This is a genomic window from Kitasatospora sp. CB01950, assembly GCF_001905465.1.
In the GTDB taxonomy this organism is placed as follows: domain Bacteria; phylum Actinomycetota; class Actinomycetes; order Streptomycetales; family Streptomycetaceae; genus Kitasatospora.
The window spans coordinates 134363-155252 of record NZ_LISX01000004.1 but is presented as its reverse complement, the minus strand read 5'-3'; the positions used below and the strand labels follow the sequence as shown (position 1 = coordinate 155252).

General features: G+C 71.7%; 17 protein-coding genes and 1 pseudogene. 6 read left to right on the top strand and 12 right to left on the bottom strand.

Features of this window, described 5'->3' with window-relative positions; translation table 11 throughout:
- Positions 1-45: 45 nt before the first annotated feature.
- From AMK19_RS12675 to AMK19_RS12640, 8 genes are all read right to left on the bottom strand, one after another.
- On the bottom strand, positions 46-867 hold the full coding sequence (locus AMK19_RS12675) for a siderophore-interacting protein (protein ID WP_073811131.1): 822 nt from the start codon (positions 865-867) through the stop codon (positions 46-48).
- A 30-nt stretch (positions 868-897) separates the two neighbouring features.
- Entirely contained in the window at positions 898-1983 is a 1086-nt protein-coding gene (gene hisC / locus AMK19_RS12670; RefSeq protein ID WP_073811130.1) for a histidinol-phosphate transaminase, read from the bottom strand.
- A gap of 90 nt (positions 1984-2073) precedes the next feature.
- Positions 2074-3432, bottom strand: coding sequence for a hypothetical protein (locus AMK19_RS12665; RefSeq protein WP_073811128.1), 1359 nt, complete (start codon positions 3430-3432; stop codon positions 2074-2076).
- A 101-nt stretch (positions 3433-3533) separates the two neighbouring features.
- Positions 3534-4805 (bottom strand): MFS transporter, encoded by a 1272-nt coding sequence (locus AMK19_RS12660; protein WP_073811127.1) that lies wholly within the window; start codon positions 4803-4805, stop codon positions 3534-3536.
- Between the two features lie 39 nt (positions 4806-4844).
- Positions 4845-6101 carry an ATP-grasp domain-containing protein gene (locus AMK19_RS12655; RefSeq protein ID WP_241844384.1) on the bottom strand — a complete coding sequence of 419 codons (1257 nt, stop codon included), beginning with the start codon at positions 6099-6101 and terminating at the stop codon, positions 4845-4847.
- Positions 6102-6161: 60 nt separating this feature from the next.
- Positions 6162-7247 (bottom strand): hypothetical protein, encoded by a 1086-nt coding sequence (locus AMK19_RS12650; RefSeq protein WP_073811124.1) that lies wholly within the window; start codon positions 7245-7247, stop codon positions 6162-6164.
- A gap of 54 nt (positions 7248-7301) precedes the next feature.
- Complete coding sequence (locus AMK19_RS12645; RefSeq protein WP_073811122.1) at positions 7302-8642, bottom strand: aldehyde dehydrogenase family protein; 1341 nt, start codon at positions 8640-8642, stop codon at positions 7302-7304.
- 215 nt (positions 8643-8857) lie between these two features.
- The gene (locus AMK19_RS12640; RefSeq protein ID WP_241844405.1) at positions 8858-9523 is read right to left on the bottom strand and encodes a cyclase family protein; all 666 of its coding nucleotides are present in this window, start codon (positions 9521-9523) and stop codon (positions 8858-8860) included.
- A 516-nt stretch (positions 9524-10039) separates the two neighbouring features.
- Here AMK19_RS12640 and aroF point away from each other — a divergent pair.
- The 4 genes from aroF (at position 10040) to AMK19_RS12620 (ending at position 15053) form a co-directional block, all read left to right on the top strand.
- Positions 10040-11095: a 3-deoxy-7-phosphoheptulonate synthase gene (gene aroF, locus AMK19_RS12635; RefSeq protein WP_073811119.1), complete on the top strand. Its 1056-nt coding sequence runs from the start codon at positions 10040-10042 to the stop codon at positions 11093-11095.
- 27 nt (positions 11096-11122) lie between these two features.
- A complete protein-coding gene (locus tag AMK19_RS12630) occupies positions 11123-12217 on the top strand; it encodes an AMP-binding protein (RefSeq protein WP_073811118.1) in 1095 nt (364 codons plus the stop codon).
- Positions 12218-13732: an isochorismate synthase gene (locus AMK19_RS12625; RefSeq protein ID WP_241844382.1), complete on the top strand. Its 1515-nt coding sequence runs from the start codon at positions 12218-12220 to the stop codon at positions 13730-13732.
- Positions 13733-13835: 103 nt separating this feature from the next.
- Positions 13836-15053 (top strand): NAD(P)/FAD-dependent oxidoreductase, encoded by a 1218-nt coding sequence (locus AMK19_RS12620; protein ID WP_073811116.1) that lies wholly within the window; start codon positions 13836-13838, stop codon positions 15051-15053.
- Between the two features lie 23 nt (positions 15054-15076).
- Here the strand turns inward: AMK19_RS12620 and AMK19_RS12615 are convergent, their stop codons facing one another.
- Positions 15077-16108: an ArsR/SmtB family transcription factor gene (locus AMK19_RS12615; RefSeq protein ID WP_073811115.1), complete on the bottom strand. Its 1032-nt coding sequence runs from the start codon at positions 16106-16108 to the stop codon at positions 15077-15079.
- A gap of 69 nt (positions 16109-16177) precedes the next feature.
- Here AMK19_RS12615 and AMK19_RS12610 point away from each other — a divergent pair, with 69 nt between their 5' ends.
- Positions 16178-17068 (top strand): oxidoreductase, encoded by an 891-nt coding sequence (locus AMK19_RS12610; RefSeq protein WP_083646794.1) that lies wholly within the window; start codon positions 16178-16180, stop codon positions 17066-17068.
- 158 nt (positions 17069-17226) lie between these two features.
- Here AMK19_RS12610 and AMK19_RS12605 read toward each other — a convergent pair whose 3' ends face one another.
- Positions 17227-17793 (bottom strand): Uma2 family endonuclease, encoded by a 567-nt coding sequence (locus tag AMK19_RS12605; protein WP_073811111.1) that lies wholly within the window; start codon positions 17791-17793, stop codon positions 17227-17229.
- A gap of 184 nt (positions 17794-17977) precedes the next feature.
- Here AMK19_RS12605 and AMK19_RS12600 point away from each other — a divergent pair.
- Positions 17978-18124, top strand: a pseudogene (locus AMK19_RS12600) (DUF255 domain-containing protein); the annotation flags it as partial.
- Between the two features lie 160 nt (positions 18125-18284).
- Here AMK19_RS12600 and AMK19_RS12595 read toward each other — a convergent pair.
- A complete protein-coding gene (locus AMK19_RS12595) occupies positions 18285-19610 on the bottom strand; it encodes an MFS transporter (RefSeq protein ID WP_073811109.1) in 1326 nt (441 codons plus the stop codon).
- A 172-nt stretch (positions 19611-19782) separates the two neighbouring features.
- A complete protein-coding gene (locus tag AMK19_RS12590; RefSeq protein ID WP_073811108.1) occupies positions 19783-20763 on the bottom strand; it encodes a GlxA family transcriptional regulator in 981 nt (326 codons plus the stop codon).
- Positions 20764-20890 lie beyond the last annotated feature (127 nt).

The following is a 20890-nucleotide window of genomic DNA, read 5'->3' as shown; positions in this document are numbered from 1 at the left end:
CGGAGCTCTGTGCGAAGGCGTGCGGCCGGGCCGGGCGCGCCGCAGTCAGGCGGCCGGACCGGACGGCTCGGTGGCGGGCTCGACGTCGCGGTTCCACTCGCCCTTGGTCCGCTGCCAGTCGTCCTCGTCCGCGCCCAGCCGCCAGTACCCCGTGACGGAGAGCGCCTCGCGCGGCAGCCCGCGGTCGAGGCGCAGGTGGCGGCGGAGCGTCTTGACGAAGTGGGCCTCGCCGTGGACAAAGACCCGGGCCGCGCCGTCCGGGAAGTCCAGCGAGGTGACGGCCTCGACCAGCGCGTCGCCGACCGCCCGCGAGCCGCGGTGCAGCCAGCTGAGGTCGAAGCGGGCCGCCGACTTGATGATCAGCTCCTCCTCGGGGCCGCTCACCTCGACGAAGGCCTTGACCTGCGCGCCGGCGGGCATGGCTTCCAGGGCCGCCGCGATCGCGGGCAGCGCGCTCTCGTCGCCGGCCAGCAGGTGCCAGTCGGCCTCGGGGTCGGGTGCGAACCCGCCGCCCGGCCCGGAGAAGACCAGCTCGTCACCGGGCTTCGCCGCCGCCGCCCACGGACCGGCCACGCCGCTGTCGCCGTGGTGCACGAAGTCGACCGCGATCTCCCCGGTCTCCGGGTCCCAGCTCCGCACGGTGTACGTCCGGGTCAGCGGCCACTGGTCCCGCGGCATCTTCTTGCGGATGCCGGCGATGTCCAGCAGGTCCGGGTAGCTCACGCCCGGCCGTGGGAAGTGCAGCTTGATGTAGTGGTCGGTGAAGGTTCCGGCGCGGAACTCACGGAGCCCCTCGCCGCCCAGCACGACCCGGATCAGGTGCGGGGAGACCCATTCCGAGCGGACTACCTGTCCTCTGTATGCCATGACCGAACTCCTCGTCGTCTGTTTTCCGCATCATGGCCCGAAGGAGGCGGCGGCCGTCAGGAAAGCGTCGTTCTCGGCCGCGGAGCCCACGGACACGCGGACCCCGTCGCCGGCGAACGCCCGCACCAGCACCCCGGCCCGCCCGCAGTGCTCGCCGAAGGCGGCGGCCCGCTCCCCGAGCGGCAGCCAGAGGAAGTTGGCCTGGCTCGGCGTGACGGTCCACCCCCGGGCGGCCAGGGCGGCCCGGAGGCGCTCGCGTTCCCCGACCGTGGTGTCCACCCGGGCCAGCAGCTCGGGCTCCGCGCCGATCGCGGCGATCGCGGCGGCCTGGGCAATGCCGTTCACGCTGAACGGCAGGTACGTCTTGCGGATCGCCCCGGCCACCACCGGGTGCCCGACCATGAAGCCGACCCGGAGCGCGGCCAGGCCGTACGCCTTGGAGAAGGTACGCAGGACCACCACGTTCGGGCGCCCGGCGGCGATCCGCAGGCCGTCGGGCGATCCGGGGTCGCGGACGTACTCGCGGTAGGCCTCGTCGAGGACCACCAGGCAGTCGGCGGGCACCCGGTCGAGGAACGCCGCGAGTTCGGCCTCGCCCACGACGGTCCCGGTGGGGTTGTTCGGGTTGCACACGAAGACGAGCCGGGTCCGGTCCGTGATCGCCTCGGCCATCGCGTCGAGGTCGTGCACCCCGTCCCGCAGCGGCGTCTCGACGGAGGTGGCGCCGGAGAGCCTGGTCAGGATGGGGTAGGCCTCGAACGAGCGCCAGGCGTAGAGGACTTCGCTTCCCGGCTCGGCGACCGCCGCCATCAGCATCTGGGCGACGCCGACCGAGCCGCAGCCGACGGCGACGCCGTCCTCGGGGACGCCGAACCGTGCGGAGATCTCGGCGATGAGGCCGGCGCAGCCGTTGTCCGGGTAGCGGTTGATCCGCAGTGCCTCCCGGCCGATCGCCTCCAGTACCGCGGCGGGCGGCCCGTACGGGGACTCGTTGGCCGCCAGCTGGTACGTCGGGCCGGTCAGCGAGGGCATCGCCTTGCTGGGCCGGTAGCCGACGATCCGGTCGAGGACCGAGCGAAAGCGGGGTACCGGCACGGCGGGGGCCTCGTCGGGCATCTGTGACTGCTTTCTTCTGATCCAACCAGGGGGAGGGCGCCGGGCCGGCGGCGTCCAGGACGCCGCCGGCCCGGCGGTCGGTCCGGTGCCTCAGGCACCCGGCTCGGACAGCTCGTACAGCGCCGGACCCGAGTGGATGCCGTGCGCGCGGTTCATGACGACGTCGCCGAGCTCCGCGCGGGTGGCCCGGGCGTTGGCGCCGCCGTACCCGTTGACCACGGAGAACATCCCCCACAGCACGTTCCAGGGGTGCAGTTCGCCGTTCTCGTCCGGGAACAGTTCCGCGGTGGGCCGGACCCTGCGCTGCACCACGTAGGGCGCGTCGAGCGCCGAGTCGAGCTGCTCGCGCCACTCCTGCGCGGTGACCTCCGGGCTCCAGCCGAGCACGACGCCCCGGTTGCCGTACAGCGACGTCGGCTTGAGGACGAGTTCGTGCCGGTTCTCGAGGGCGTAGTCGACGAGGTCGACGCTCTCGCCGTTCTCCAGCGTCACCCGGCCGGCGCGGACCATCCGGGTCCACGGCAGCAGGCGGTCGATGCTCTCCAGCTCGGCGCTGCTGAACACCCCGCGGTTCTCCTCGTCGGAGAGCATCGCGAGAGCGCCCTTGCTGGAGTACGCGGCGGTGTCGAGTGGCGTGAAGATCTTGACCTCGCCGCGGTCCGCCGCGCCGAGAACCGGGTCCAGCAGCTCGGGGGCGTCCAGGATCTGGGAGATCGCGAAGGTGCGGAAGACGATGTCGACCGGCTTGTCGTCCAGCCAGACCTGGCCGTCGCGGACCTCCAACTGCCCGATGTGGCAGGGGTGGGCCTCCAGACCGATCTCCGCCCAGCGGGCGCAGAGCTGCCGCATGTAGGCGATCTCGTTCTCGAAGTTGGCCGGCCAGTCGGTCAGCGCGACCACCGGACGGTCGCCCGGTTCGAACCCGCACTCCACCAGGACGTTGTTCACCTGTTCGCGCAGGGTGTCCACGTAGCCCAGGTCGCGGTCGGCGGCGAACCGGGCGAGCAGCGGGTGCTCCAGCATGCCGCGGCAGATGTCGGCGTTGTCCATGCCGCCGATCGAGCTGCCGATGTTCAGCTCCAGGAGCTTGAACACGCCGTCCTGCACGTACAGGTCGGCCCGCGCCTGACGCGTCATCGAGGTCCCCCGGCCGCGCACCGCGGCGGAGACCTGGCTCTCGGTCAGGCCCGCCGCGCGTGCGAACGCGGCGAAGTCACCGCCGAAAAGCTTGTCGGGCAGGCTGTTCAACGCCCCCAGGACGTTGGACACGTCGCCGAAGGCCCGGACCTGTTCGGCGTGGCCCAGGAACACCGGGCGGGAGAGGAACGTGCCCTTGTAGAACGCCTGGAGCATCTCCGACTCCGGCAGCCTCCCCACCAACTCGGGGGCCTTGGCGCCGTTCTCGGTCACCCTGTTCAGATATTCCGTTGCCAGTGACTCGCGGTCCATGGGAGTCCTCCTTGTCGTCGTGGGAGTCGTGGGAGCCGTGGGCGTGGAAGTCGCGGGCCGGCAGGTCGCCGGCCCGCAGGCGTCCGCGCCCGGTCCGGCCGTCAACCGGCCGGCACTGCCGCGGACGCGTCTGCGGTGGGAACGGGCGGCTCGTAGTGGACGGCGTCGGCCGACAGTGAGCGCTCGGTGATCCACAGCAGGGCCCCGCCGAGGACCGCCGTGACGGTGATCACCAGCCAGGGCAGCCGACCGTCCATGCCGACCAGCACGGTGAACAGACTGGGCGTCAGGGCGTAGGCCAGCGCCCAGGAGGACTGGTACGCGGCCAGGTACCGGCCGCGCAGCTCGGCGGGTGCCGCGGCCTGGGCGAGGGTGCCCGAGGCCGGGCTGTGGACGAGCTCCGCGAAGGTGGCGACCACCACACAGGCGATCAGGGCCGCCATCACCACGGCGGTGTTGTGCGGCCGGACCGTCCCCAGGACGATCTGGCCGACGAAGGCGACCGCGAACATCGCCGCCCCGACCACTCCGGTGCGGGTACGGGTGCGGAAGCGGCGCCGGGCGAGCGCGGCGATCGGGACGCCGAGGAACGCGCAGATCGTGGTGTTGACGACGAACGCGCTGCCGATCATCCCCTGGGGCACGTGCAGCCAGCCGACCGCGTACAGCGGGAGCAGCACCGTCAGGGAGGTGTAGCCGATGGCCAGCAGCAGGTTGGAGAGCGTGAGGGTGAGGAACGGCCGGTCCTTGGCGAGCAGCCGGTAGCCGCCCTTCCGGCTGGCCCGGTTGCGTTCGGCCAGCGGGCTGACCGGGGTACGGGTGGCCAGCACCGCCGCGACGACGAAGGACCCGGCGTTCAGCCAGGCCGCGGCGAGGTAGCCGGTGTTGCCCGCGACGCCGAGGAGCAGCGAGGCGATCAGTGTTCCCGCGCCGAGTCCGGCGTTGCCCAGGCTCCGCGACAGGGCCTGCATCCGGTCCCGGTCGGTGCCCCCGAGGAGTTCGGCGAACCGGGCCTGCAGCGTGGAGGGCGCGGCCCGGGTGCCTGCAGCGGTGATCAGCGCGAGCACCGCGAACACGGGCAGGTTGTGCGCGAGCGGGTAGCAGGCGAAGCCGAGGGCGCGGACCAGGTACAGGAAGATCATGACCTTCAGCGCGCCGAACCGGTCCACGGCGGCCCCGCCCAGCGGCAGCGCCGCCATCGCGATCAGGCTGGTGACGGTGAGCACCAGGCCGATCGACGACAGCGGCAGGCCCGTGACGTGCATGAAGAAGATCAGATTGAAGGGGACGTACATGCCTGACCCGGTCGCGTCGATGGCGATGCCGGCGACCAGGGCACGTTCCCCCTTGAAGGAGGGGCGCAGAAACGACATTTACTCTCAACTCTCCGAGGGAAGCGCTCCGGGGTGGCGCTACGAGACGTCGTAGAACCCGGGGCCGTCCAGGTAGTGCGCCGACAAGCAGTCGCGGGCGACGGACGCCTCCGTCTCGTGTGCCAGGAACACCCGCAGCGGGAAGGTCCAGTCGTCGACGGAGCGGCTGATTGCCTGACCGGGACGGACCCGGAACACGGCGTCGTGGAAGCTCTCCAGCTCCTGGAGCTCCGCCAGCTTGGGGTAGTCGGCGAGGGTGCCCTCGACGGGCGAGACCATGTTGACGATCCGGGCGTGCTTGTTCAGCACGTAGTCGGCGTCCCACCGGGCCGCGAACCGCTCCGGGTCGGCGTAGGCGTCGACGGTCCAGTCCAGTTGGCTCTCGCCGATCGCGGCATCGGCCGGCACGTGGACGTCCGCGCCGCAGACCCGCGCGCCGGTCTCGACCAGGCGGGCCCCCTTCGGGGTCAGCTTGAGCTCGGAGTGCGCGGGCCCGTTCTGGATGCCCAGGGCATCCAGGACCAGCAGGGTGTGTTCGACCAGGGCCTCCTGCTCGACACCGTGACGGGGCATCAACTCCGCGCCGGCGGGCAGGTCGCGCACGCCGTTCGCGTGGAGGTGGTGCATCTTCCAGATGTCGGTCACGTGGTGCCGGCCGTGCAGGCTCACGGTGTTGACGATGTACTCGTTGCCGACGAGGTACTCCTGCGCCAGCACCGCCCGGTTCTCCTGGCCCAGTACGCTGCGGGCACCGAGCAGCTTGCCGAACGCCGCGCGGACCTCGTCCGCGGTGTCGCAGAAGTAGATGCCGTCGTTGCCGGCGCTGCTCACCGGCTTGAGGACGATGCGGCCGGGGTTCTTCGCGTACCAGTCGAGCAGGGTGTCCAGGTCGGCGGCGAGCAGCTGCTCGGTGCCCGGGACGCCGGCCCGCCGGACCGTCTCGATCATCTCGAACTTGTCGCGCCGGGTGAGGCTGAGCGCCGTCCCGTTGGTCGGCAGGCCGAGCCGCTCGCTCAGGTCGTCGGCGAGCATGACCGCGCGCTCGATGCCCGGCAGCAGTCCGATCGGCGCGTGCTCGGCGACGGACGCGGCCGTCGCGGCGACATCTCCGTCGTGCACGATGTTGGCGACGAAATCGTCGGGATGGAAACTCGCCGCGTAGACATCGGGAATCGTCGGCGTGCTCTGCAGGTGCACGCAGTCGATGCCGCGCGCGCGGAACAGCGGAGCGAGGCAGCGTGCGCTCGCGAAGGCGTCGACGATGACCACCGTGCGACGAGTCGTGTCGGAACTCATTGTCATTCCACCGTCATTCCGGACGTGCGGCAGAGCCGCGTGAGTGAACAGGCCTGGTGGTCATGCGCCGGCGATCTCCACGTTGTCGCCGAACCGCATCAGGCCGTAGTAGGCCATCGCTCGGGTGTGACGCATCGTGCGCAGGATCGCAATGGCGCTCTCGGCGGACTCGTCGCCCTGGATGATCGACGAGTCGTCGCCGACCAGTGCCGCGGTGATGACGATGTGGCGCTCGATGTCGAGCAGGTCGGCGTCGAGCACGGAGTCGCGCGCGACCGCCAGTTCGGGGCCGGTGGCGGCCAGCTTGGCGAACGGCTCGGGAGAGGCGGCGACGAGCTTGCGTATCGCCTTGCGGAAGGCCTTGTGCTCCGGCTGCGTCCGGCCGGTGAGCGCGGCCGGCACGGCGGGGGGCGCCATCGTCGGCCGGACCTTCGCGTCGTAGCAGGCCGCCGACATGTCACCGGAGTGGATCATGGCCGCGGTGAAACCGCGCACCAGGACCGCCGCCTCCTGGAAGGCCGCCGTCGCGGCGTCCCGGTCGGCGTCCGCCAGCGCGGCGACGGCCCGGGAGACGGCGGCCGCCGCCGCGAGGTTGAGCACGAAGTAGAAGTGGTGGGTGACGACCCAGCGGGACAGCTCGTCGGCGCCGACCCGCAGCAGCGCCTCGCCCGCCGGGCGGGCCTCGGCGAACGGGCCCTCCTGCGGGTCCAGTCCCCGGAGGATCAGGATCATCGCCCGCACCTCGGAGGCCTGGTCGTTCAGGTCCAGCCGCGCGCCCCGCAGGTCCACCAGGGTCCGGGCGATGACGGTGGTGATCTCCGAGACGCGGTACGCGTCGTCGATGTCCGCGGTCCGCACCCCGAAGTACTCGTGGTTGGGCACGATCGGCACCAGCGGCGCGGTGTCCATCGTCGGGACCGCCGCCTCGGCGGCGAGCTCCCCGGACCGGGCCACCGCCGCGTCCATCGCCTCCTTGACGGAGTCGCCGGCCCCGTTCGGGTCCTGCAGCTGGGCGCGGAGGTGGGTCAGTGCGTCGATCGCCGCAGTGAGCGCGGCCGCCACCGGCGCGGTCGGACGGGTGCGGCAGTGCACCACGTTGTCGGCCGGGAGAACGACGAGGGGGATGTCGGGGCAGGCAGAAGCCATCTCGGTTTCCTCAAAATCCGTTCGTGTCAGGGGCGGGTCGGTGCGGTGGCGCGGTCAGGCGGCGGCGAAGCCGCGGGCCTCCTGGAGGAACTGCCCGAGGTACCCGTCGTGGGGCAGGAACGGGTCCTTCCACCAGCCCGGGACGGCGCCGTGCAGGACCGTGCGGATGCCGGGGGTATCCAGTGCTTCGGCGACCAACGGGGCGTGGTCCGTCAGCAGGGTCAGCGCCAGCGAGTTGTCCAGCGGGCCGATGCCCTCCTCGCGGCGCCAGGGCGCCACCCATACGCAGGGGAAGGGCAGTTCGGTGCCCAGCCCCGGATGCGTGGAACTGTCGACGCAGATCACGGCGGGCCGCATCGCCACGGCGCTCTGGCCGACCTCGGCGAGCGGACCGTCGCCGTGGAACTTCTGCACCAGGTCGGCGGCTCCCCCGGCGCTCCGGTCCAGGGCCGCCCGGAGGCCTTCCGCCTCCTTCCGGGGACGTACCGGCAGGACGGCGGCGTCGTCGGTGACCGGGTGGGCCGGCAGCTGCGCGAGCCGTTCCGCCAGGGCCTCGGCCAGCGCCCGGTGGTCGCCCGAGCAGAGGACGGCGGTGGTGTTGGTGCACCGCACGCCGCCGTCCGAGGCGATCTCGGCCACGAGGTGGTCCAGGAGCTCGTCGTCCACCGGCCGGTCGACCAGGATCTTGCTGCGGCCCGGGCCGCGGACCAGCACCCGGTCGTTGCCCCGCAGCCGGGCGACGGTGTCCTCGCTGCCGTACACCAGGGCCAGGTCGGACGCGTCGACCAGGGCGTCCGCGGCCGCGTGCGGCCCCGGGAGCACGCTGATCCACCCGGCGCCCAGGCCGGCTTCGGTGAGCGCCAGCGCCAGCCGGAGCGGGGTGAACGGATCGCGGGTTCCGGGCCGGACGGCGACCCGGTAGCCCATGGCGACGGCCTGCAGCCAGGCACCCTGGGTCGCCGGGTGGTTGCTGGGGGCCACCACGCCGAGGACCGAACCGCGGCGCATCCAGCGGGCGGTCCGGCCGGCGCCGGCCGGCGCCTGCCGGGCGACGACCTCGCCGAGCCGGCCGCAGTCGTCGCCGACGCGGTTCAGGGACTGACGGGCCACGCCGATCGGGACGCCCGAGGCCAGGGCCTGGGCGTGGCAGTAGGCGTCGGGCGTCAGACCGCCGAGGGTGGCCTCGGCGAACAGTCGGCCCGCCGCGGCGAGCACCGCCAGTCGCTCGTCCGTGGACATGGCCGGTGCCGTGCGCATGGCCTTCACGGCCATCCGGGTCACCAGGGCGGGTGCTTCGTGGACCGTGGCGAGCGGGGTGCCGTCGACGCCGTGCAGCGTCCGGGTGTCCTGCGAAGTCCGCTCTTCTCCGCCACGGAAGACGGGTATGGACAGCATTCAGATCAACTCCTCTGGTGCCGAACGGACTTGGGGATCGGTGGACTTGCTGTGCCGGCCCAAGGGGCGGGAGCCGGGCGGGCTCCCGCCCGGACGGCGGGACGCCGGACCGCGCACTGCGGACCGGCCACCGGACCACCACGTCGCGCAGGTCGGGCCGGTGGGCCACCGGTCCGGAGCCGACCGTCACCTGCGCGGGACCGTTGGGACGTGGGTCAGAACTGCCAGCCGTCGAAGACCACGGCGCGGGCCGGCGCGGCCTCGACGCCGGCGATCCGGATCGGCAGGGCCATCAGCTGGGCGACCCGGTTGGTCACCTGGTCGAGGTTCTGGATGTTCTCCAGGATCGGGATGCCGGCGGAGAGCAGGCGGCGGTGTACCTGACCGCTGCGGTCGTCGGGACGCTCGGTGATGCAGTCCATGCCGACCAGGACGGCGCCGTTGTCCACCATCCAGTCCGCGGAGTCCACGGTGAGGTACGGCGGCCGGTCCCAGTAGTCGTCCCGGCCCAGGTAGCGGTTCGGGTGGTCGGTGCGGATCAGCAGGCGGTCTCCGGGCTGCCACACGTCGCGCAGCGCCTTCTCCAGGTCCTCGCCGGTGACCGGGTCGAGGTCGCCCTTGTGGGAGAGGTCCGCGATGCATGCGCGGCCGACGAACGTCTCCAGCGGGACCTCGTCGATCTTCTCGCGGTCCTCGAAGAAGTGGTATCCGGACTCCACGTGGGTGCCGTTGTGCGGGAAAAGATGCAGATCGGAGAATGTCCGGCCGCCGCCGGCCGGGTCCGTCTCGGGGGTCATCGCACGGCGGATTCCGAACTTGGGGTACCAGGGCGCGTCGTACGAGGGCATCCCCTCGTGCCAGCCCTGACTGATGTCGATCATCTTCACGGCCTGCTCCTCAGTTGGACCAGCAAAAGAACCGCCCTTCGGAAAGGAGGGCGGCGTCGGGACGGTAGCACGCTCGATGCGAGCCAATGTGGCAGGGAAATTACATCTTCCGTTTGTGACGGACAACGGAAGTCCCGCGGGCCGATGAGGCCTCCGCGAGTCGAGTTGTACCACACGGAACGCGGCTGCGGACAGGGCAATCCTGAGCGTCATGCGGGGCTGGTGGGGCCTAGGTGGCACGGATAAGTCCCATGTGAACAGCCAGAGTTGACGATCCGTCAAGTTCTGGCAAAGGGTTGCGCGTTTCTGACGGTCTGTCACTCTCTGCGGGGGTTGTCCGGTTCCGGGGGTGTGGACCGGTTTGCGGAAAAAAACCCAATGGGGTGCTTGTGTGAAATGTGTGTGATGATGCCGTGGCAGAAATCCCTTGCCATGTCAAAGGGGTGCGGGCTAGCCTGTTGGCAATCGGGCAAAAAAGTCACAATTAAATCCATGGGAAGGCGCTAAGCCGTGATTGTGGTACTGAGTCCGCACGCCACCCGCGAAGAGATGGATTCCGTAGCGGAAATCCTCCGTGGGTATGGATTGAATCCGAATTCCTGTGTGGTGATGAATTCCTCGATGATCATTGTCGAGGGAACCGTCGCGCCGGCTGTCGTCTCCGCCGTCGACGAGCTTCCGTCCGTCGAGCGCGTCATCGTCGTCCAGGGTGCACAGCGCCTCACCAGCAGGGCCTTCCGGGCGGAGAACTCCCGCGTAGAGGTGGGCCCGGCCGGCGAGACGGTCTTCGGTGGTCCGGAGTTCGTCGTGATCGCCGGCCCCTGCGCCGTCGAGAGCCGACCGCAGATGAACGCCGCTGTGGACGCGGTGGTCGCGAGCGGCGCGGTCATGCTGCGGGGCGGCGCGTTCAAGCCCCGAACCTCGCCCTACAGCTTCCAGGGTCTGGGACTGGCCGGGCTGACCCTCCTCGCGGAGCAGCGCAAGCGCACCGGCCTGCCGGTGGTCACCGAGGTGGTGACCCCGAAGGACGTGGAGTTCGTCGCCGAGGAGAGCGACATGCTCCAGATCGGCACCCGCAACATGCAGAACTTCGAGCTGCTGCGCGAGGCCGGTGCCTCTGGGCGGCCCGTCCTGCTCAAGCGCGGCATGTCCGCCACGATCGAGGAATGGCTGCTGGCGGCCGAGTACCTGATGCACGTGGGGAACAGCCGGGTGGTCCTCTGCGAGCGCGGCATCCGCAGCTACGACCGCAGCACCCGGTTCACCCTCGACCTCAGCGCCGTCGCCGAGGCGAAGCGGCTCACCCACCTGCCGGTGATCGTCGACCCCAGCCACAGCACCGGACAGCCCCACCTGGTGGCGCCGATGTCCCTGGCCGCGGCCGCCTGCGGTGCGGACGGCCTCATCGTCGACGTGCACGCCGACGCGCGGACCGCGCTGTGCGACGGGGCCCAGGCGCTCAGCGGGGAGCAGTTCTCCTCCTTGATGGACCAACTCACCCCCGTCGTCGAGGCCGTCGGCCGGACCTTGGCGCAGGTCCGCTCGCACTCGCTCTCCTCGGTCTGACCCGACTACGCCCCTCGGAGACAGAACATGCTGGACAACACTGCGGAGCCCTTCCACGCCGGCCTCGCGCCGGAGGACTTCATCCACGCCGCCATGCGGTGGCACTTCTCCCCGGCGACCGGCTCCCCCTACTGGGTGAAGCGCGCTGCCGAGCTGGACTTCGACCCGCTGACCGACATCCACACCTGGGAGGACCTCGCCCGTTTCCCGGACGTCAGCGAGGAGTGGCGGGACATCCCCGTCGACGCCCTGGTGCCGGCGGGGATCGGTCGGGAGGGCTGGGACTTCCAGGTCTTCGACAGCGGCGGCACCACCGGGCGGCCCAAGCGCATCGTGGAGTCGCGGTCACGGCGCAACGGCGTCCTGTGGGTCAGCGACGTCCTCGCCCAGCACGGCTTCCCCGGCGAGGGCGACGGCCACTGGCTGCACATCGGCCCCACCGGGCCGCACATCGTCGGCCGCTCCGTCGGGCTGCTGGCCCAACTGCGCGGCACGTTCTGCCACTACATCGACTTCGACCCGCGCTGGGTGAAGAGCAGCGTGAAGCAGGGCCGCGGTGAGGAGGCGGGCCGCTACGTGAAGCACATCCTGGCGCAGGCCCACGACGTGCTGGCCACCCAGCCGGTCTCGGTGCTCTTCGCCACCCCGCCGGTGCTGGAGGCGCTGGCCGCCGACGAGAAGCTGCTCGACCTCGTCCAGCGGAAGGTGCGCGGCATCATCTGGGCGGGTACAAGCGTGAGCCCCGAGACACTCCACGTCTTCGAGGAGGAGCTCTTCCCGCAGGCCGCCGTGGTCGGCCTGTACGGCAACACGATGATGGGCATCGCCCCGCAGCGCCCCAGGCTCGAACAGGACGAGCAGCGCTGCGTGTTCGTGCCCTTCCACCCGTTCAGCCGGGTGACGGTGGTGGACCCCGAGAACACCGACGCGTCCGTCGGCTACGGCGAGCGCGGACAGGCGAAGGTCAGCCTGGTCTCCCGGGACCTGCTGCTGCCCTGGACGCTGGAGCGCGACTCCGTGCTCCGCATCGCCCCCACTGAGGCGTACCCCCAGGACGGCCTGGCCGACATCCAGCCCCTCACGGCGAACGACGGTGAGAAGGCCGTGGAAGGGGTGTACTGAGTGACCACCACCGTCTTCCCGGACTCCTGGGAACTGACCGGCGGCGTCCTCGACGCGTCCGACCGGGCGAGTCTGCTCGCCACCTGCCGAAGCGCCCTCGACCGGGCCCGCCGGAGCGGGCGACCGGTACTCGCCAGTTGGGCCAAACCGGTCGCCCCGGCCGATCCCCTGACGGTCTGGGGCCGGGGCCGGCGCGAGACCCGGCGGTCCTTGCTCTGGCAGTCCGCGTGGGACCACGGTGCCGTGGTCGGTGTCGGGACGGCCCACGACCTGCGGGGACACGGCGAGACCCGGGTGGAGTCGGTCGGGGAGGCCTGGACGTCACTGGCGCGGGACGCGGTGACCGGCGGCACGGCGGTCGCGTCGCTGCCCGCCGGTGACGGGCCGCTGGCGATCGGCGGCTTCGCCTTCAGCCCCGACACCGGCCCCCAGCAGGGACGGCTGCCCGACGCCCTGATGTGGGTGCCCGCGCTGCAACTCCGCAGCCGGGTGGCCGACCCCGGCGCCGCGGACCGGACCGGACCGGCCGAACTGACCCTCAACGCGGCGCTGTCGGCCGACAGCGACCCCGAACAGGTGGCCGCGGAACTCGCCGGACTCGCCGACCGGTGCCTCCTCGGGGCGGCCGACGGCGTACCGCGGCCGGCCCCGCGAACCGCCGCCCGCACCGGCACCGATCTCGGTACCGTCACCGGAACCGAGATCCCGGCTGCCGACGACTGGAAGCAGCTGGTCCGCGACGCCACCGGCCGGATCCGTGACGGGGACTTCGAAAAGGTCGTGCTGGCACGCGAGTTACGCGTCACCGCGTCCGCACCGTTCGACGTACCGGCCGTGGTGGGCAGACTCCGCGCCGCCAACCCCGGCACCACGCTCTTCGTGGTCGACCACGGCGACGTCACCTTCCTCGGCGCCACCCCCGAGTACCTGGTGCGGATCGACGGCCGCACGGTGCACGTGCTGGGACTGGCCGGCACCACACCGCGCGGGGCCACCCCGGAACAGGACGACGCCCTCGAACGGGAACTCCTCGGGAGCCCCAAACTCCAGCACGAACACGACGTGGTCGTGCAGATGCTCCTCGACGCGCTGCGACACCACTGCCACGACGTTGCCGCCGAGACACCGCCCGCCGTGGTCAAACTCGCCAACGTCCAGCACCTGTCCACGAAGGTACACGGCCTGCTCGCGGACGACTCCGGGACGGGAATCCTGGACCTCGTCGACCGCCTCCACCCGACGCCGGCCCTCGGCGGCCACCCGCGCAGGGAGGCGCTGAGCTGGCTCGCCGAGAACGAAGGAATCGACCGCAGCTGGTACGCGGGAGTCGTCGGCTGGGCAGACCGCTCCGGCCGGGGAGAGTTCGCCGTCGCCATCCGCTCCGCACTGCTCGACGGCGACTCCGCCTCGCTGTACGCGGGCTGCGGCCTGGTGGCCGACTCCGACCCCGAGGCCGAGTACGCCGAGACTTGCGCGAAGCTCCACCCGATGATGTACGCCCTGGAGGTCCGATGACCGCCGGACGGTCGGGCCGCGGCACGACAGCCGCAGGACAGCACGGCTCCGGTGAAGCCTGTACCGGCCGCCGGAGGCCGCACGGAGGACGGGGGACGAGCAGATGGAGAGCGTGATCGTTGTCGGCGGCGGGCTCGCCGGCCTGCGCGCGGTCGAGGCGCTGCGCTCGCAGGGCTACACCGGCAACCTGACGCTCGTCGGGGCGGAGGTGCACGAGCCGTACGACAGGCCGCCGTTGTCGAAGTCCGTGCTGACGGGAGAGAGCACGGACACCGCCCTTCCCGCCGACTGGGAGCACCTGCGCTGCGCGCTGCGGCTCGGCGAGCGGGCCGAGGCGCTGCGGCTCCACGGCGACCGGCCCGGCGGCATCCTGGAGACGACGGCCGGGGCGCTGGAATTCGACGGACTGGTCGTGGCGACCGGAGGGACACCGATCCGACTGCCCGGCGAGGGGCCCCAGCACGTCGTCCGGACGGTGGACGACGTGCGCGGACTGCGGGACTCGCTCCGCGAGGGCGCCCGGCTGGTGATCGTCGGGGCCGGCTGGATCGGAGCCGAAGTCGCGACCGTGGCCGCCGGGAAGGGATGCCGGGTGACGGTGTTGGAGGCCGCCGACACGCCGCTGGCCGGCGCGATCGGGCCGGAACTCGGCGAGCTGACCGCCCGCTGGTACGCCGAGGCCGGCGTCGAACTGCGATGCGGGGTGAAGGTCGCCTCGGTGGACCGCGGCGGACTGCTCCTGGTGGGCGGCGAGTTCGTGGCCGCCGACGCGGTGGTGACCGGCATCGGCGTGCGGCCCGAGACCGACTGGCTGGCGGACTCCGGGCTCGACGTCGGGCGTGGCGTCGTCGTCGACGCCTCGCTGCGTACGTCCCGGCCCGAAGTGGTCGCTGCGGGCGACTGCGCCGCGTGGTGGTCCGACCGGTACGGACGGCGGCTGCTGGTCGAGCACTGGGACACGGCCCTGAACGCCCCGGCGGTCGCGGCCTCGTCGCTCCTCGGACAGGACGCGGTCTACGACCCGGTGCCGTACTTCTGGTCGGAACAGTTCGGACGGATGGTCCAGTACGCCGGCCACCACCCGGCGGCGGAACGGATGGTCTTCCGTGGCTCGCCCGACGGCCCCGACTGGGCGGTGCTCTGGCTGAGCGGCGACCGGCTGGTGGCGCTCCTGACCGTGGACCGGCCCCGCGACATGGTGCAGGGCCGACGCCTCATCGAGAACGCCACCGCGCTGGACACCGACCTGGCCGTCGATCCGGGCGTGGCGCTCCGCAACGCGGTCCGCCGGGGAACCGGGCCCGGCACCGGGTCCGCTTAGCCGGGGTTCCCCGGCCGGGTTCCTCAGCGGTGGTGGGGTCGGGCCGGGGGCGCTGTGCCGGAGCCGCCGGCGGCGACGAGAAGGGAGTCGGCGACGGACGTCCGGGCGTAGAGCACCGAGCGGCCGGCCCGATGCGCACTGACCAGTCCCGCGTCGCGCAGCGCGGTCAGGTGCTGGGACACCCCGGCGGGAGAGAGCCCGGTGCGCAGGGCCAGTTCGGTGGTGGAGGCAGGCGTCTCCAGTTCGGTCAGCAGCAGGGTCCGCGAGCGGCCGAGGACAGCGGCGGTGGCGGCGGTCCCGGTGACCGGCCGCGGCTCCCACAACGTACCGATGCCGCGTGCCGGGTAGGCGAGTTGGGGCGGTTCGGGCAGGGCGATCCGGGTACGCAGGCCGGGGCCGGTGAAGACCGAGGGGATCAACAGCAGCCCGGTGCCTGCGGTCTGCCGGTTCAGAGTCCGCTTCCGGCGGGCCAGCCGCAGCGCATTGTCCCCCCAACTGGCCGAAGGGTGAAGGTCGTTGAAGAGATGGCCGGTACCGTGCTCGGCGACCTGCCGGGCCCGGTGGAAGACGTCGGCGTCGAGCACGGCCTGGATCCGCGCCCAGTAGGGGGCGAGCGCCACCTCCCAGTACGTCTCGATCTCCTCGGTGACCCGGGCCAGCCGGGCCTCCGGGTCGGCGTACAGGGCGCGCAGCCGCGGGCTGAGGCCGCCGGTGTGGTACCGCAGGTGGTCGAGGTCCATGCGCACCCGGGCAGCCGGTGTGGCCAGGATTCCGGCCAGCTCCTCCGCCAGTGTGGGGGACGGCCCCGCGGGTGCCGGGTTGAGGAAGTCGGGCACGTACCCCTTGGGCGGGACCAACTCGGCCAGCCAGCCCCGGTCGAGGCCGACGGCCGCCATGCGCGGCCGCACCTGGTCGACCCAGGACCGGTGCACGGGATGGTCGGAACCGGAGCGCAGCAGCCGGAGACCGGGGCCGACCTCCCACATCGGCGAGATGGCGAACCGCACCTGCGCAAGATCGCTCGCCGAGAACTCGAGTTCCGCCAGAACGACCATGGCGCCCCCCAGGATTCACCCGTGGCCGAATCAGTGGCGGCCAGCGTACTGCACCGCGATCATTCCGACATGACCTCGGAGACAATGACCGTTGCCGCCTCGGGCACCTGGAAGATCGGCGGCCTGGAGCTCACCCGGATCGGCTACGGCACGATGCGGCTGGCGGGCCCGAACGCCTGGGGCCCGCCGTACGACCGGGCCGAGGCGCTCGCCGTCCTGCGCACCGCCGTCGAGGCGGGGATCACGCACATCGACACCAGCGACTACTACGGCCCCCACCTGGTCAACGAGCTCGTCCGCGAAGCCCTGCACCCCTACCCCGAGCATCTGCACATTGCCACCAAGGTCGGCGCCCGCCGCACCCCCGACCGCGGCTGGCCCGCCGCGCTGTCGCGCCGCGAACTCGTCCAGGCCGTCCACGACAACCTCCGCCGCCTGGACGTGCCGGCGCTGGACCTGGTCAACCTGCGGATGACCAGGTCCAGGGCGGCCGCCGACATCGTCGATCCCTTCACCGTGCTCGCCGAACTCCGCGAGCAGGGCCTGATCCGGCACCTCGGCGTCAGCAACGTCAGCGCCGAACAGGTCCGGGCCGCTCAGCGGATCGCCCCCGTGACCGCCGTGCAGAACCACTACAACCTGGTCTCCCGCTACGACGACGCGCTCGTCGACTGGTGCGCCGGCCAGGGAATCGCCTACGTGCCGTTCTACCCGTTGGGCGGCATCCGCTCCCTGCAGGCCGATGCCCTGGACCGGGTCGCCGCCGACCTCGGCGTCACCGCCCGGCAGACGGCACTGGCCTGGCTGCTCCACCGCTCCCCGGCCATCCTGCTCATCCCCGGCACCTCCTCCGTCGCCCACCTGCGCGAGAACATCGCGGCCGCCGCCGTCCACCTGCCCGACCGGGCCCTGCGCCACCTCGACGACCTCACCGCCCCCCGCCGCCGCACCAGCATGTGACCGGATGTACCGCCGGGTGGTTCTGGCCCGGGGCGTTTCCAGTGAGTGCCGGAATCGACAACGCATGGTGAGTGGTGGTGCGGGGAGATGGACGCCTGGCCGAGGACCGGCTGGCAGCCTCGCCCGAAGTCAGGCCGTGTACATGTCCTGAGTGCGAGTCAGATCGCGGTGAGGTCGATCTCGACCGCGAACGGAGCGGCGGTCCGGATCGTGCCGGTGAACAGTTCGGCGTCGCGGTAGGACCGGCTCGCAGGGTCGAGGATGTAGGTGTAGACGAGGGGAACGCCGTTGGCGGTCTGCTCGATCCGCCAGTAGAAGGCGATGCCGGCCTGGGCGTACTGATCCACCTTCACGATGCGGTCGGTGGTTTCCGAACCCGGTGACACGACCTCGACGACCAGGAGAACGTGCTCCGGGCGGGTGGGTGTGATGTCGATGGTCTCGGCCCGGTAGACCACGACGTGGGGCCGCCGGTTGGTGAGGGGCACGTCCTGCAACCGGACGTCGAAGGCCGTGTCGGCGTTCCAGTCCGGACCGGCGGCTGCATCCAGGGCGTTCGCCAGGATTCGGGCCAGGCGGTTGTGCCGCTTGGAGGCACTCGGGCTCACGACGACCATCCCGTCCACGATCTCGACACCCGCGCACTGTTCCGCGGACCAGGAGTCGTACTCGTCCGCGGTGATCTGCTGGTGCATCCACTCAGGAGCGACCATCCCGGCGGTCATCGGCGTACCTCCTCGGGGGCTCGACGGGCCCGGTGCTGCAGGGCCCAGCGTACTGTTCGGTCGCAGGGTGCGTGGTGTTCTCCGGTGCTGACGGGAAACCGGCCCACCGGCACATCCACTACGGTCCGAAGCCGCTTGCGCATGGTGCGGCCCGCAGCGTTGCGGTGGTTGAGACCCTGCGCGCATGGTGAACCGTCTGGCTGATGCCACGTCCCCCTACCTCCAGCAACACGCCGAGAACCCCGTCGATTGGTGGCAGTGGTCTCCCGACGCGTTCGCCGAGGCGGAGCGGCGCGGGGTGCCGGTGCTGCTGTCACTGTCGCCGTCCTCGACGCCCCGGGGGGACCGGCTCGCCCCGGTACGGCTCCCGCGGCCGACGCCTGGGCCGCCGTGGACCGCCGGGACCGACCCGGCGTACCCGGCCGAGTCGCTCCGGCACTGGCACGACGACCTCGACCGGCGGCCGCCGCGCGAGTCGGCAGATCGGCCGTTCACCGAGCCGGCGAACCGGGTGTTTCGGTGGAGACCGTCAGAACGGGAGCCGAGATGTCCCCGGGGAGGGGCGCAGCGGTGCCCCGCTCGCCGGTGATGCCGATGGTGCCGTCGGGGAGGAGCCGGACCGAGCGCACGCCGGGCAGCAGGTTCAGCAGCACGCACGGCGTGCCGATGAGGGCCGCGGCGGCCAGCAGTGTCGTGCGCGTCCCGAGGAACTCGGCGACCGGACCGGCGGCGGCGTAGCCGGCGGGCATGGCGATGAACGAGATCATCCAGTCCAGTGAACTGACCCGCGCCAGCATCTCCTTGGGGAAGAGCTGCTGCTGAACAGTCGCCAGGACCTCGTTGACGAGCGCGGTCATGAGGAAGGCCACGGCCACGCCGACGGCGATGACGAACACCGGGGCAGGGGGAGCGAGCAGGGCCAGTGGGCCGATGCCGAACACGGCGGTCGCGTTGGCCACAACCAGCGGACGGCGCGGCCGGTAACGCAGTGCGGCCAGCCCGCCGACGATGGAGCCCACCGCGCCGGTGATCAGGATGATGCTCCAGGCGGTGGCCCCGCCATGGCCGTGCTGCATCACGACCGGTCCCAGGACGAAGAAGAAGGCGATCGCGAAGTTCCAGATGCCCCAGGCGAGCAGGTTGGCCAGGTACCAGCGGCGCCGGGCCACCACCACCCAACCGTCGCGCAGCTCTGCGAAGAAATGGTGCTTCTCGGCCCGTTCCACCGGCCTGGACAGGTGCATCCGGGAGACCAGCACGAAGCTCACCAGGAAGCTGACGGAATCGACCAGGATCGCAGTGCCCGGACTGGAGACCGCCAGCAGCAGCGCGGCGAGGGCCGGACCGACCACCTTGGTGGTGCTGTCGGTCAGGCCGAGCAGGGCGTTCGCCGGTTGCAGGTTCCCGGCATCGACGAGCTCGGGCACGACAGCCCTGGACGCCGGGGTGAAGAAGGCGAAGGCCATGCCGGCCACCGTGTAGGCGACGCCGAACTGCCAGACCGCGGCGTGGTGCAGGAACACCAGCACGGCGAGCAGGCCGTAGCAGACCGCCTGGACGGCGTCGGTCGCCATCAGGACGAGCTTGCGCGACAGCCGGTCCGCCCAGACCCCGCCCACCGGCAGCATCACCACCTGGCCGACCGCTTGGCAGGTCAGTACGGTACCGACGTCCAGGGCGCTGCCGCCCGAGCGCAGGATGGCGAAGACCACTGTCACCGGCATCAGGGCATTGCCCATGGCGGAGATGCTGCGAGCGGTCCACAGGAGCCGGAAGGGGCGATCTCGCAGTATGTGCAACGACTTCGGCAAGGGCATGGGTGGGCTACCTTCCGGGCGACGGGTTTCGCGGAACTGCCATGGGGCGCAGCGAAACGACAGGCGGAGAAGTGACAAGGGGCGCCCTCGCCGCCGTCGTCGAGGACGGTCTTCCGGGCAGGGAGCATCGCCGTCCCACGCACGGGTGGACCGGGATCGGGGGAGGAAGTCGTCAGGCGGTCGTGCGGACCCGCCGCCGGTAGGCCGCGGGCGTCGTGCCGATCCGCTTGCGCAGCGCTCGGTGGAGCGTCTCCACCGAGCCGAGCCCGCACTCGGCGGCGACCTGGTCCAAGGTCCGGTCGGTGTCCTCCAGGAGCCGGCGGGCCGCTTCCACCCGCACCGCTTCGACGTAGGCGCCCGGAGTGGTCCCGGTCTGCTGGCGGAAGACCCGCGCGAAGTGACGCTCGCTCAGGCACATGCGTGCCGCGAGGGCGGCGGCGGACAGGTCGCCGTCCAGATGGTCGACGATGAACATCCGCAGATCGTCGATGTCGCGGCGGGTCGCGGGCGGTCGACTCAGCGGGGCCGAGAACTGGCTCTGGCCGCCCGGGCGCTTGAGGTACATGACCAGCTGCCGGGCCACTGCCAGGGCGACCTCCTCGCCCAGGTCCTCGGCGACCAGCGCCAGTGCCAGGTCCACGCACGAGCTGATCCCGGCGCCGGTCCACACGTTGCCGCAGCGCACGAAGATCGGGTCGGGGTCGACGGTGACCCCGGGATGCTCGGCCGCCAACCGCGCCGCGGTCGACCAGTGCGTCGTCGCTGTCCTGCCGTCGAGCAGCCCGGCGGCGGCCAGCAGGTGCGTGCCCGTGCACACCGACACGACCCGCCGGGCCAGCGGCGCGACCCTGGCGACCCACGCCACCACGTCGTCCGAACCGGCGGCCCGGTCGTCGGGGCCGGCATTGACCGCTCCGGGGACCAGCAGCGTGTCCAGCACGCCGTCCACCTCGGCGAAGGCAAGGTCCGCGACCAGCCGCAGCCCCGCCGACGTGGCGACCTCGCCACGGGTTCGCGCCACGAGCTCGACCTGGTAGCCGGCGGCGCCTCCGGTCTCCCGGTTGGTCAGGGCGAAGACCTCGGCCGGGCCGGTGACGTCGAGGAGGTCGACGCCCGGGAAGACCGCGATGACGACACGGCGGGTGCTGGACATGGGTCCATCCTGACCCGCGTCGCTCGCCGCGACAATGACGGTCTGCTGTCAGATCCGGACATGACGGCCCGTCATGCGCGCCGGTCGTCCTCGGCGTGTTGACGGGGCCGTTCCCGCAGAGCACCGG

Excerpts from the sequence above, each read along its gene's own strand:
- AMK19_RS12665 (WP_073811128.1), bottom strand. The coding sequence starts at position 3,432 with ATGGACCGCGAGTCACTGGCAACGGAATATCTGAACAGGGTGACCGAG.
- hisC (WP_073811130.1), bottom strand. The coding sequence starts at position 1,983 with ATGCCCGACGAGGCCCCCGCCGTGCCGGTACCCCGCTTTCGCTCGGTC.
- AMK19_RS12595 (WP_073811109.1), bottom strand. The coding sequence starts at position 19,610 with ATGCCCTTGCCGAAGTCGTTGCACATACTGCGAGATCGCCCCTTCCGG.
- AMK19_RS12675 (WP_073811131.1), bottom strand. The coding sequence starts at position 867 with ATGGCATACAGAGGACAGGTAGTCCGCTCGGAATGGGTCTCCCCGCAC.
- AMK19_RS12645 (WP_073811122.1), bottom strand. The coding sequence starts at position 8,642 with ATGCTGTCCATACCCGTCTTCCGTGGCGGAGAAGAGCGGACTTCGCAG.
- AMK19_RS12590 (WP_073811108.1), bottom strand. The coding sequence starts at position 20,763 with ATGTCCAGCACCCGCCGTGTCGTCATCGCGGTCTTCCCGGGCGTCGAC.
- AMK19_RS12655 (WP_241844384.1), bottom strand. The coding sequence starts at position 6,101 with ATGAGTTCCGACACGACTCGTCGCACGGTGGTCATCGTCGACGCCTTC.
- AMK19_RS12615 (WP_073811115.1), bottom strand. The coding sequence starts at position 16,108 with ATGGTCGTTCTGGCGGAACTCGAGTTCTCGGCGAGCGATCTTGCGCAG.
- AMK19_RS12640 (WP_241844405.1), bottom strand. The coding sequence starts at position 9,523 with ATGATCGACATCAGTCAGGGCTGGCACGAGGGGATGCCCTCGTACGAC.
- AMK19_RS12605 (WP_073811111.1), bottom strand. The coding sequence starts at position 17,793 with ATGACCGCCGGGATGGTCGCTCCTGAGTGGATGCACCAGCAGATCACC.
- AMK19_RS12660 (WP_073811127.1), bottom strand. The coding sequence starts at position 4,805 with ATGTCGTTTCTGCGCCCCTCCTTCAAGGGGGAACGTGCCCTGGTCGCC.
- AMK19_RS12650 (WP_073811124.1), bottom strand. The coding sequence starts at position 7,247 with ATGGCTTCTGCCTGCCCCGACATCCCCCTCGTCGTTCTCCCGGCCGAC.
- AMK19_RS12620 (WP_073811116.1), top strand. The coding sequence starts at position 13,836 with ATGGAGAGCGTGATCGTTGTCGGCGGCGGGCTCGCCGGCCTGCGCGCG.
- AMK19_RS12610 (WP_083646794.1), top strand. The coding sequence starts at position 16,178 with ATGACCTCGGAGACAATGACCGTTGCCGCCTCGGGCACCTGGAAGATC.
- AMK19_RS12630 (WP_073811118.1), top strand. The coding sequence starts at position 11,123 with ATGCTGGACAACACTGCGGAGCCCTTCCACGCCGGCCTCGCGCCGGAG.